Raw genomic sequence first — 12,022 nt, 5'->3', positions numbered from 1 at the left:
TTGCGAAAAACGCTTTGGATTCCTCGCGACGAAGCCTTCCAGCTTCCGATACAGCCATTGGCCGCGGAATTCAAGTTTTTCCTGTCTTTGGCGTCTTTTGGCACCTTATTGCCCTTGTTTGGCGTCTGATGAACAAAATGTCTAGAAGAATTGTCTTGGAATACGGGTGAAGTTACCTTACTTCAAAACGCAACGGCGCTACGCAAAATTCGTTGATACGACATGATTTTTCGCATTTGCGACCGGAAATAAAAGCCAGATAATGGCCTTTCCAAAAAAGGAATGGGATGGAATGTTCGATCCACGGGAGAAAATTGCGCTCTTTATAGATGGAGCCAATCTTTATGCAGCATCTAAAAGCCTGGGGTTCGATATCGACTATCGCAAGCTTCTTAAGGCGTTTCAGAAGCGCGGATACCTGCTGCGCGCCTACTATTACACCGCATTGATCGAGGATCAGGAATATTCCTCGATCCGCCCTCTGATCGACTGGCTGGATTATAACGGCTACAAGGTCGTGACGAAGCCGGCGAAGGAATTCACCGACGCGCTCGGTCGCCGCAAGATCAAAGGCAACATGGATATCGAACTTGCTGTCGATGCCATGGAACAGTCAGAGACCGTCGATCATCTGGTTCTGTTTTCCGGTGACGGCGATTTCACCAAGCTGGTGGACGCGCTTCAGCGCAAGGGCCGCAAGGTTTCCGTGGTGTCCACCATGGCAACGCAGCCCGCAATGATCGCCGACGATCTGCGCAGGCAGGCAGATCACTTCATTGATCTCATGACCTTGAAGGCCGAAATCGGGCGTGACCCGAACGAGCGCCCTGCCCGGCACGTCGAAAGCCCCGAAACGATCTGATCCCGGTTTTTAAGCCGCCGACCTAATGACAACGCGTCCGTCTGCAAGGCGGGCGCGTTTTTGTTTGGCGCCACAACCGTGTATTCCTGCCGGAAAATTCCTCTTAAAATTAACAAACATCAAATTCGGCCAGTCAAAATTATATCTTGGTTAATTTTAGACGTGTCTAAATCACCCAACGGCACCAACGACATGATTTCGGTGTCAAATCAGGATGTTCAGACATGCATGGCCAAGTAAAAACCAATCAACAACTCGACGAAAGACTTAATTTTCTGGGGCTTGGCCAGGAGCAACGGCAAAACCTTTCGGACATGAAGGGCGTCATTACAGGCTCGCTCGACGCCTCTCTCGACCGTTTTTATGCGAAGGCGCGCTCCGTGCCGGAAACGGCGAAGTTCTTTGCAAGCGACGCGCATGTCCAGCATGCCAAAGGCATGCAGATGAAACACTGGGCAAGAATTGCCTCCGGCGCCTTCAACTCGGACTATACCGATGCCGTGACGGCCATCGGCCGTACCCATGCAAGGCTGGGGCTGGAGCCGAGATGGTATATTGGCGGTTACGCGCTGATGCTTGATGGCATCGTCAAAGCCGTCGTCAATTCGGAACTGAAGGGCCTTTTCCAGGAAAAGAAGGCCAAGAAGCTGAACGACGCCCTGACGGTAACGATCAAGGCCGCCCTTCTCGACATGGACTATTCGATCTCCGTATACCTCGACGTGCTTGCCGCCGAGCGGCTGAAGGTCGAGGAACAACAGGCGCAGATGAAGAAGGAGCAGGAGCACGTTCTCGAACTGCTCAACAACGCCCTGAACAAGCTGGCGAATGGCGACCTCACCTCCAGCATCAATGAAAAGACTGCACCGCAATTCGAGGGTCTGATTGCCAATTTCAACGCTGCGGTCGGCAATCTCGCGGGTGCATTCTCGCAGATCGTCGAGGAAGCCAACAAGATATCAGGCAATACGCGCGAACTGACATCGGCGACCGACGACATGGCCCGCAGAACGGAGCAGCAGGCAGCAGCCCTTGAGGAAACCGCCGCCGCCGTGGAGGAAATCACCACCATTTCCAAACTTTCGGCGCAGCGCTCCGAAGAAGCCAAGGCCATCGTCGAAAGCTCGGCCGCCGAAGCGGCGCGGTCACGGGATGTGGTGACGGAAGCGGTAAAAGCGATGGGCGCCATCGAGGAATCGTCGCAGAAGATCACCCAGATCATTTCCGTCATCGACGAGATTTCGTTCCAGACCAACCTTCTGGCGCTGAATGCCGGTGTGGAGGCCGCGCGTGCCGGTGAAGCTGGCAAGGGTTTTGCCGTCGTCGCCCAGGAAGTACGCGAGCTGGCACAGCGTTCAGCCAACGCCGCCAAGGAGATCAAGACCCTCATCACCAAATCCTCGGAGGATGTGATGCAGGGCGTATCGCTGGTCAATAAAACCGGGCAATCGCTGAATACGATCGGCAACAAGGTGGATCATATTCAGGAACATATCACCTCACTGACCAAGGCGGCCCAGGAGCAGTCCGTCGGCATTCAGGAAATCAGCGCCGCCATCAACAGCATGGACAATCTGACCCAGAAGAATGCGGCCATGGTGGAAGAAACCAACGCGGCCACGCACAATCTGAGCGATGTGAGCGCCAATCTGGCGGCACTGGTCAGCCGGTTCAGCGTTTCGGCGTCCACGTCCTATGTGGAGCGGACTTATAGGGCGGCGTGAGAGCTGTCTATTCAAGAGGCGAAAGCATCCCCACTCTCATTTCTGTGCTTGTCACAGCAATCTAGCCAGCCCAAATCCTTGGGCTGAAAAGAACTCCCTCGCCGCGCAGACGCGCGGCGGCTTGATTCTGCGACCAGTGCAGGAATGAGGGATGAGCTCTAGGCGTTGTTGCCCTTCAGCAGCCGCGACTTCTGCCGGTTCCAGTCGCGTTCCTTCTCCGTCTCGCGCTTGTCGTGCAGCTTCTTGCCCTTGGCCAGTGCCAGTTCCAGCTTCGCACGGCCCTTTTCGTTGAAATAGACCTTCAGCGGCACCAGCGTCATGCCTTCACGGTTGATGCCGGCGCGCAGACGGTTGATCTCGCGCTTGTTCAGCAGCAACTTGCGACGGCGGCGCGGCTCGTGGTTGAAGCGGTTGGCCTGCAGATATTCCGGCAGGTGGGAATTGATGAGCCAGATTTCATCGCCCTCGTCCGATGCGTAGGATTCGGCGATATTAGCCTTGCCTTCGCGCAGCGCCTTGACCTCGGTGCCGGTCAGCACCAAACCCGCCTCATAGGTGTCGATGATTTCGTAGTTGAAACGAGCCTTGCGGTTTTCCGCAACGATCTTGTTCACCACGCGCTGGCTGCCTTTGGGGGCCATGATATTTCAATCCCTTGTTTTTCTTATTGCGCCTGCGGCTTGTCCACCACGAGCGGTTTTCAAGTTTCTATTTAGTATCGTCGTTACGAAAAGAAAAGGCGCGCGGAACGGCTTCTGTCGCGAAGCAGTCCCCTTGCGCGCCTTTCGGGTTTCAGGTGCCCCCTCAGTTCATCAGGCCGGCATGCTTCAGTGCCGCGTCGATTGCCGCTTCCGTTGCCGGTTCCAGCGTGCTCATCAAGGGCGAACGGACCTTGCGGTTACCGCCACGGGTCTTCGAAAGCGCATATTTTGTGCCGCAGACACCAGGTTCCATGAAGATGGCCCGGTGCAGCGGCATCAGGCGGTCCTGATACTCCAGCGCCTTGGCGTAGTCGCCTGCAAGCATGGCCGCCTGGAATTCGGAACAGAGGCGTGGCGCAACATTGGCGCTGACCGAAATGCAGCCGACGCCGCCATGGGCGTTGAAGCCGAGTGCCGTGCCATCTTCGCCGGACAGCTGGATGAAATCTTTGCCGCAGGAAATCCGCTGTTCGGAGACGCGGTCGAGCTTGCCCGTCGCATCCTTGACGCCGACGATGTTCTTGTGCGCCTTCACAAGCGCACCCATGGTTTCCGGCGACATATCCACCACCGAGCGCGGCGGGATGTTATAGATCACGATCGGCAGTTTCACCGCTTCCGCAACTGCGGAAAAATGGGCGAAAAGCCCCTTCTGCGTCGGCTTGTTGTAATAGGGGGTGACCACCAGCAGCGCATCCGCGCCGGCATCCTGCGCGTGCAGGGCAAGTTCGATCGCTTCATCGGTATTGTTGGAGCCAGCGCCCGCGATGACCGGAACCCGTTTCGCCGCTACCTCGATGCACAGCTCGACCACACGTTTGTGCTCGTCATGGGACAGGGTTGGAGATTCCCCCGTCGTGCCCACAGGCACAAGTCCGTTGCTGCCTTCAGCAATCTGCCATTCCACATGGGCGGCAAATGCCTGTTCGTCCACGGCACCATTGTCCGTAAACGGGGTAATGAGGGCGGGAATTGATCCCTTGAACATACAAAGCTCCTGGCGCCGAGCCGGTTCATGCTTCGGCCGCATTCGATGGTTAAAACCGGCACACATTAGTGCCAGCCCTTGGCGCCGACAAGCGCAAAGGCAGCCTATTTTGTCCGAAATTGTCGGAAGTGTGACAGTCGCGGAAGCTCACGCGGCAGGCAAAAAACGAGGCGGTGGAATTTTGCGCCGCTCGCAGACCGGTGAATAAAAGTTGATTGGAGTGCCGAGCGGAAAGTAAGGTTTCGTTAAGCACAGTCTCCGTAGATTCCAGAGGGGGATCTGAGGCGAAACTCATAGGTGCAACGCACTGGCGCATTTCGCAATCCCGCTGCAATGAAACGACAATACAAGAAGGTCGATTGTTTCCGTCCAGTGATGAAGAGCGGTATGAAAAAGACAGTTTGGGGATTGATGGCGGCAGGTCTTGCCGCGACCGTTTGGAACGCGCTGGCCGGCCCCGTGCCGGAAGCTGCCGTGCCGCTTCCCTATGTGAAGCCGAATGCGCCTGCTGTTCCCGCCTTCATGCCGGCCTCACCCGAAATTACCGGCGCCATACCACGCCTTAACCGGCCTGACGATGCGAGCCAGCTTAAAGCCGGACTGGATGCGCTTTCCAGCCGCGACACGACACGCGCCATCGCCCTTCGCAACGCCATGCAGACAGGCAGTCTCGACCGGCATATTCTTACCTGGGCGATTGCCATTTCCGGGCAGAAGGACGTGCCTTCCGCCGAAATCACTTCAGCCCAGAGCGAACTGGCGGGGTGGCCGGGTGCGGCGACGCTGCGCGCCAATTCCGAAAAGGCGCTTTACCGCGAAAATCCACCGGCACCCCAGGTGCTCGCCGCTTTTGGCAGCGGCCGGCCGCAAACAGCCGAGGGCACCGTTGTGCTCGCCAAGGCCCTCACCTCTTTCGGCAAGACTTTGGAAGCACAACGCCTCATTCGCCAGCTCTGGGTGAGCGAAGGCATGGACAAGGACATGGAAGACCGTGTTCTTGCCGAGTTCCCCACTTATCTGACGCCCGCCGACCACAAGGCGCGGATGGATTATCTGATGTATCGCAGCCGAATCGGCCAGGCGAAACGTTTCGGTGATCTCGGCAAGGCGCAATCGCTCTACAATGCCTGGGCCGCCGTGCTGCAGCGCTCTGGCAATGCCGTGGCGCTGCTGGGCAAGGTCGACGCCAACTTGCGCAGCGACCCTGCTTTTCTCTTCGCGCGCATCGAAAATCTCCGCAACCAGCAGAAATATCCGGAAGCCGCAGCACTTTTGAAGCAGGCGCCGAAGGACACGGCAAAACTCGTCAATCCCGGCGAATGGTGGAACGAGCGGCGAATCATCGCGCGCGGCGTCGCCGATCTCGGCGATTTTGCCGAAGCCTATCGCATCGTTGCCAATCATTCGGCCACATCAGCCGTCGATGTTGCCGATGCGGAATTCCATGCTGGCTGGTATGCGTTGCGGGCGCTGCGCGATCCCGCCACGGCCTCACGCCACTTCAACACCCTTTTGCAGACCTCGAACCGGCCACTTTCCGCCTCGCGGGCCTATTATTGGCTGGGGCGGGCGGCGGAAGTAGGCGGGCCGGGCAATGCCCGCGATTTCTTCACCAAGGCGGCTGCCCATTCCGGCACCTTTTACGGCCAGCTTGCCGCCGCACGAATCGATGCAAAGACGCTGAACGTCACATACCCTGCTCCGAGCGCTGCCGACCGTGAACGATTTGCCGGCCGCGAAGCCGTGCGGGCCATCGACAGGCTGGAAGCCGCAGGCTACGGCTGGCGGGCTGACAGCCTCTACAGGTCATTGGCAGATCAGCTCGACAGCCCGGGCGAGCTTGCCATTCTGGCAGCAAGGGCGGAGGGCAACGGCAACCATCAGGTATCACTGCAAATCGGCAAGACGGGCCTTCAGCCGCGGCATCGACGCGGCCGCCCTTGCCTATCCGCTCGGTGTCATTCCCGCCAGTGCCAATATTGCCGGCTCCGGCAAGGCGCTTGCCTATGCCATCGCCCGGCAGGAAAGCGCCTTCAACCCGGCCGCCGTCTCCGCTGCGAATGCTCGCGGTCTGCTGCAATTGCTGCCGGGAACCGCCAAGGGCGTGGCCGGACGCCACGGCCTGCCCTACACTCAGGCGATGCTGACCAGCGACGCCGGATATAACGCCACGCTCGGCGCACATTATCTCGGCGAACAGATCGACAGTTTCGGCGGCTCCTACATCCTCACCTTCATCGCCTATAATGCCGGCCCGAAACGTGTGCCGGAATGGATCGCCCGCTATGGCGACCCGCGTGGCAAGCCTATCGACGATGTCGTGGACTGGATCGAGCGCATCCCCTTCCCCGAAACCCGCAATTACGTGCAGCGGGTGATGGAGAATTATCAGGTCTACAAGACGAGGCTGGGGCAACAGGCCGATATTGTTGATGACCTGCGTCATGGCCGGGCGGGATAGAAGACCGGTTCATCAGTTGACTACTGTCAAAATATCAAAGCACCGGCAGGCCCGGTGCTTTTTTTGTTTTCAGGATTTACCGCACTCAAACGAAAAAGCCCGGCTCAAGAGCCGGGCTTTCCATCACTGACAATGTCAGATCAGATTAGAACGTGCGCTGAAGGCGAACGAAGCCGGTCCAGCTGTCGCCGGTCGGACCATCGACGTCCTGGTAGTTTGCAGCGATCTTGGCATCGAGACCCTGGGTGATCTTGTAATCAACCGTCAGGCCAGCGCGCCATGCATCGTTGTCGCCGGTGAAGTCACCATCAGGAGCGATATCGATCGTACCGAGGTACTGAGCGCCGGGGGTGATGGTCAGCTTGTCAGTTGCCTTGATTGCGTATTCAGCAGCAACTGCCCACTCGGACTCTTCGTAGTAGTAGTTTGCGCCAGAAGCCCAAACGCCAGAGAGACCGAAGGTGCCGGGACCGATGTCAGCATACAGGATAGCGCGGATTGCGCCGTTTTCCTGGTCCGTGTCGTAGGAGCCGAGCAGGTTGGCGGTGACAGCACCGAACTTAACACCAACGATACCGCTGACGCCAACGTTGTTCGGGCCTTCGAACGAACCGCCCTTGGCGAAGCCTGTGAGGTTCGAAACGTCACGGCCGGCATCCAGTTCTTCAACGCTGATACCAGCATAGAACGAACCAGCGTCGTAGGTGTAACGCAGAGCGTTGCCACGGGTGGTGTTCGAAGACAGGATGTCGGTTTCGCCGGAGAGATCGTCATCCCACCAGGTGTACATGTAACCGACCTTCAGGCCGCCGAGCTCGATGAAAGCCTGGTCGACGTTGACGCCGCGGCTCGAGTCGTTGTTAGCCTGGCCACGAAGACCGATGTAACCACGCAGAGCGCCGAGTTCGGTGTCGGTGCGGGTGTCGATGTTGAACTGGGCGCGCGTGAACGAGTTCCAGTCAGACGTACCGGACTGGTTACGACCGAAGTCCGTCTGGAAACGGATGTAACCGTCGAACTTCAGGCAGGTTTCGGTGCCGGGGATGTAGAAGAAGCCGGTGCCGAAAGCGTCGCAAACGCGAACGTATTCCAGGGGCTCAGGCTCAGCAGCGACGATAGCGTCGGCAGCGTGAGCGCCGGATACTGCTGCGAGAGCCGCAGCGGAGCCGATCAAAAGGCTCTTGATGTTCATGGTTGACCTCCAGTCAAACGCTTAATTTTCTAAGCAGCGGGTGGGGAAACACAACTAAATGCGTGCCGCTTATGGAGATGATTAGAGCCAAAACCGGCCGGGGAGGCAATCCCAATGATGACAAAAGGAAGACAGTAAGGGGACCTTAGTTTTGCATTGTTGCGAAATAGCTACAATTCTAACCGACGGGTAGCACTTCCTAACAAAACGTTAATAATTCATGCTTTTCAGCGACTTAAGCGAAATGCCGATAAACGAGATAAGTCATTCCTCATCCCACCGCCAGAATTCTGACATCGCTGCGCCATGGGAAATCGTCTGAAACGCGGTGCCATTGGCGGGAAATCGGGCTGTCGGCAGCAACGCTTCCATCCGCAGCAGGAGAGAATCAGTTCCCAGTTCGACAGGCCCAAAACAGTTGAGTGGCAGACGAATCGGCAACGATACAAACCGACTTAAGCCGTAACGGAAAGTCGCCGGGATATCGAAACGCCGGCCAATCGACGCTTTGCCTGCCCCTCGCCAATGTGCATCAAACGAAAAAGCCCGGCTCGAGAGCCGGGCTTTCCATCACTGACAATGTCAGATCAGATTAGAACGAACGCTGAAGGCGAACGAAACCGGTCCAGCTGTCGCCGTTCGGGCCGTCTACGTCCTGGTAGTTAGCAGCAACCTTAGCAGAGAGGCCCTGTGTGATCTTGTAATCAACAGTCAGGCCAGCGCGCCATGCGTCACGGTCGCCGGTGAAGTCGTTGTCAGCACCGATGTCGATCGTACCGAGGTACTGAGCGCCGGGGGTGATGGTCAGCTTGTCAGTTGCCTTGATTGCGTATTCAGCAGCAACTGCCCACTCGGACTCTTCGTAGTAGTAGTTTGCGCCAGAAGCCCAAACGCCAGAGAGACCGAAGGTGCCCGGACCGATGTCAGCCGTGATGATTGCACGGATTGCACCATTTTCCTGGTCGGTGTCGTAGGAGCCGAGCAGGTTGGCGTTTACGCCACCGAACTTAGCGCCGATGATGCCGGTTACGCCAACGTTGTTCGGGCCTTCGAACGAACCGCCCTTACCGAAGCCGGTCAGGTTGGAAGTAGCGCGAGCTGCTTCGAGTTCTTCAACACCAACGCCAACGTAGAAGGAGCCAGCGTCGTAGGTGTAACGAATGGCGTTCTGACGGGTCTGGTTCGACGAAAGGATATCGGTTTCGCCAGAGAGACCGTCATCCCAGTACGAGTAGAAGTAACCAACCTTCAGGCCGCCGAGCTCGATGAAAGCCTGGTCGACAACAACGCCACGTGCGGAGTCGTTGTTAGCCTGGCCGCGGAGACCGATGTAACCACGCAGAGCGCCGAATTCGGTGTCGGTGCGGGTGTCGATGTTGAACTGGGCGCGGGTGAACGAGTTCCAGTCAGACGTACCGGACTGATTGCGGCCGAAGTCGGTCTGGAAACGGACGTAACCGTCGAACTTCAGGCAGGTTTCTGTGCCGGGGATGTAGAAGAAGCCGGTGCCGAAAGCGTCGCAAACGCGAACGTATTCCAGGGGCTCAGGCTCAGCAGCGACGATAGCGTCGGCAGCGTGAGCGCCGGATACTGCTGCGAGAGCCGCAGCGGAGCCGATGAGAAGGCTCTTGATGTTCATGATTGACCTCCAGTCAAAGTTTTTAAGTGGGTCTGGGTACTTTTGCCGAAGGACAGCATTCCCTGCCCCATTCCCGTGTTCTTAGAAGCCAAACGATCCACCGCCTCGCTTCTGGTCGTGAAAATACAAAAGGTTTCGCCGCTTGCAATCGCCAACATCCGATAAAGCGCATTTACGTACATGCTTCATTTCGGTTTGTTGCGGAAACAGCACACAGTGGGCACACGGCCCACAGGCGGCTTTACCATGCGTTAAGAAATGACTTGAAAATCCGTTAGTTAGCGCGGTTAACAAGGTCTTTCTAAACTATAGGCCTTTTCGGAGATCCCTTGCCCCGCAGGGGAAGGGCGATGGAAACTTTTGCCCCGTTCCGGCCCCACACTTAGTATGGCGCCCCGGCGCTCACAGAGAAACAACAGTGAAACCCGAGCGGTTCGCCACCGATTCCCCATCAACGATTCGGCTCGCAGGCTCCGGCACTTCAATTGTTTGGCCGATTGCGTCCGCAAGCGTTATGGGACGAGTCGCGAAAACGGCGCGGGATACAAGTGTGTGTGTCACTTGGGTACAGAGTGCTTTATAACTGCCTGCAAGAAACGAGGGGCAGAATCGAGTCGGCCCATTAGCTCTCTCCACTATCATCCGGTTTATCGCAGGGGTCCGGCGTTTCGCGAAACGTGCTGAAGAACGAACTGGCATGCGGAAACGCATGCTTTGGGTGCCTGCTGAGAATAAGTAGCTGTTTAGGGAGATTTATAATTTCAGGCTGCGTGCCGAAATGGCGGAGAGGATGGGATTCGAACCCACGATACGCTTTTGACGTATACTCCCTTAGCAGGGGAGCGCCTTCGACCACTCGGCCACCTCTCCGGTGCGGCCTGATTATTGCTTTAAAAAAATGAATGCAAGGGTTTTTCGCCAAGAAGCCGAAAAACCTGTTGGCCGAACACCCGCCAGCGAAACTTTGCGGGCCATTGGGGAACTTCTTCTCTTCCGGCACGTTCTGGCTTCGGTAACAAAAAGAGGTGTTCTAATGGCTCAGACCAAACTGAATGTTGTCGAAGATACGATCGAAAACCAGATTGCGGAGTTGCGTTCGCAGATTTCGTCTCTCTCCAAGTCCGTTTCCGCTCGTGCGGAAGGCGTTGGTGAAGATGCATCCGAATTTCTGGATGAGGCTCGTGGCCGCGTTCGCAAGGCGGCAAGCAATGTGCGCGCCCAGGGCCAGAACGTTGTGGAAGCAGTCAAGGAAAACCCCGGCACTGCAACCTCGCTGCTGACGATCGTCGGCGCACTCGGCTTTGCGATCGGTTATGCGGTCGGCGCTGGTACTCAGCAGAGTTCTTCGAACAGCAGCCTTTATCGCTGGCGCTCATTGCCGCACTAGAGGCTAGAATTCAGGCAAGGCGGGATACGTTCCGCCTTGCCTGTTCGCATTTATTTGAGAGAATTGACGAACGGGGGGCGGAAATGGTGTTCAGCAGCGATCTTGAAGAAGCATTGTCGGATTTCGCGAGAGATCACGGCATTGACAGGGATGAGGCTATCCAGCGCATCGTCCGCGCGGCACTCATCAATAACGGTTATCTCGCTTCCGGCGAAGAAGGCATTCCGCCGGAAAAGCTGAACGCCAGCAACGATGACTAAGACTCAATATCCGGATTTGGATGGCGCAGGCGCTGAGCCGCCCTTGTAGCGGCTGGAGAGCGCACGCAGTGTATTGGAAAACTCCGTGACATCGGCGCCAACAGCCACGAAAGATGCGCCGAGTTCCAGATAACGGCGATTGAAGGTCTCGTTGAAGGTAAGAATGCCCGCAGCTTTGCCGGCCGCCACGATCTTGACGATCGCTGCCTCGATTACGGCCTGCACTTCCGGCTCGTCCAGCCTGCCGAGATAGCCCATATCCGCAGCAAGATCGGCCGGGCCGATGAAGATGCCGTCCACACCTTCCACCGCAAGAATATTGTCGAGATCATTGATCGCGGCGCGCGTTTCGGCCTGCACCAGCAGGCACACGCTGTCGGACGCACTGTCGGCATAATCGGTTATGGTGTTGAAGGCTGAGGCGCGGGCAACCGCCGCCCCCATGCCGCGAATGCCGCGCGGCGGATAGTGCATAGCACTGACCAAAGCTTCAGCCTGCGCCGCCGAATCGACCATGGGCACCAGAAGCGTGCGGGCGCCTGCGTCCAGCAGCTGCTTGATCATCCAGCTTTCGCCAACGGGCACACGCACCACCGGTTCGGCGGGCGATGTAGCGAGAGCGCGCAATTGGTCGATGATGCTGCGAAGATCGTTCGGGCCGTGCTCACCATCGATGACCAGCCAGTCAAAACCCGCTGTTCCGGCAATTTCCGCCGTGATGGCCTCACCCATATCGAGCCAGAGGCCGATTTGCGGCCTGCCGGCGTGGATGGCTGTTTTGAAACGATTTTCGGGAGCGGGCATGATG

9 protein-coding genes, 1 tRNA gene and 1 pseudogene are annotated in these 12,022 nt (G+C 57.4%); 5 read left to right on the top strand and 6 right to left on the bottom strand.

Annotated features, from left to right (window positions below; genetic code table 11):
- Positions 1-292 precede the first annotated feature (292 nt).
- Together QE432_RS17950 and QE432_RS17945 are read left to right on the top strand one after the other, a co-directional pair.
- Entirely contained in the window at positions 293-862 is a 570-nt protein-coding gene (locus QE432_RS17950; RefSeq protein WP_013635795.1) for a LabA-like NYN domain-containing protein, read from the top strand.
- A 224-nt stretch (positions 863-1,086) separates the two neighbouring features.
- A complete protein-coding gene (locus tag QE432_RS17945; protein ID WP_113473812.1) occupies positions 1,087-2,586 on the top strand; it encodes a globin-coupled sensor protein in 1,500 nt (499 codons plus the stop codon).
- A gap of 158 nt (positions 2,587-2,744) precedes the next feature.
- Here the strand turns inward: QE432_RS17945 and smpB are convergent, their stop codons facing one another.
- Both smpB and dapA read right to left on the bottom strand, forming a co-directional pair.
- Positions 2,745-3,227, bottom strand: a complete 483-nt coding sequence (gene smpB / locus QE432_RS17940) for an SsrA-binding protein SmpB (RefSeq protein ID WP_003512228.1) — start codon at positions 3,225-3,227, stop codon at positions 2,745-2,747.
- Positions 3,228-3,390: 163 nt separating this feature from the next.
- Positions 3,391-4,275, bottom strand: coding sequence for a 4-hydroxy-tetrahydrodipicolinate synthase (dapA, locus tag QE432_RS17935; RefSeq protein WP_003512226.1), 885 nt, complete (start codon positions 4,273-4,275; stop codon positions 3,391-3,393).
- A 387-nt stretch (positions 4,276-4,662) separates the two neighbouring features.
- On the opposite strand from dapA, the pseudogene QE432_RS17930 reads away from it, so the two are divergent.
- Positions 4,663-6,736 (top strand): annotated as a pseudogene (locus tag QE432_RS17930) (lytic transglycosylase domain-containing protein).
- 145 nt (positions 6,737-6,881) lie between these two features.
- Here the strand turns inward: QE432_RS17930 and QE432_RS17925 are convergent.
- The 3 genes from QE432_RS17925 to QE432_RS17915 form a co-directional block, all read right to left on the bottom strand.
- A complete protein-coding gene (locus tag QE432_RS17925) occupies positions 6,882-7,928 on the bottom strand; it encodes a porin (RefSeq protein ID WP_080849603.1) in 1,047 nt (348 codons plus the stop codon).
- A gap of 592 nt (positions 7,929-8,520) precedes the next feature.
- Entirely contained in the window at positions 8,521-9,567 is a 1,047-nt protein-coding gene (locus QE432_RS17920; RefSeq protein WP_111798960.1) for a porin, read from the bottom strand.
- Between the two features lie 779 nt (positions 9,568-10,346).
- Positions 10,347-10,437, bottom strand: a tRNA-Ser gene (locus QE432_RS17915).
- A gap of 163 nt (positions 10,438-10,600) precedes the next feature.
- Between QE432_RS17915 and QE432_RS17910 the strand changes: the two genes are divergently transcribed.
- Both QE432_RS17910 and QE432_RS17905 read left to right on the top strand, forming a co-directional pair.
- Positions 10,601-10,954, top strand: coding sequence for a hypothetical protein (locus QE432_RS17910; protein ID WP_306625159.1), 354 nt, complete (start codon positions 10,601-10,603; stop codon positions 10,952-10,954).
- 83 nt (positions 10,955-11,037) lie between these two features.
- Entirely contained in the window at positions 11,038-11,214 is a 177-nt protein-coding gene (locus tag QE432_RS17905; RefSeq protein WP_013635788.1) for a hypothetical protein, read from the top strand.
- Positions 11,215-11,217: 3 nt separating this feature from the next.
- On the opposite strand, the gene QE432_RS17900 is transcribed toward QE432_RS17905, so the two are convergent.
- Positions 11,218-12,018, bottom strand: a complete 801-nt coding sequence (locus QE432_RS17900; protein WP_111796138.1) for an aldolase/citrate lyase family protein — start codon at positions 12,016-12,018, stop codon at positions 11,218-11,220.
- Positions 12,019-12,022: the final 4 nt, after the last annotated feature.

Origin of the sequence: Agrobacterium sp. SORGH_AS_0745 (assembly GCF_030818995.1) — a bacterium.
GTDB classification, from domain to species: Bacteria; Pseudomonadota; Alphaproteobacteria; order Rhizobiales; family Rhizobiaceae; genus Agrobacterium; species Agrobacterium tumefaciens.
Note: the sequence above shows the minus strand (reverse complement) of the source record. Positions and strands in the feature narration are given on the sequence as shown.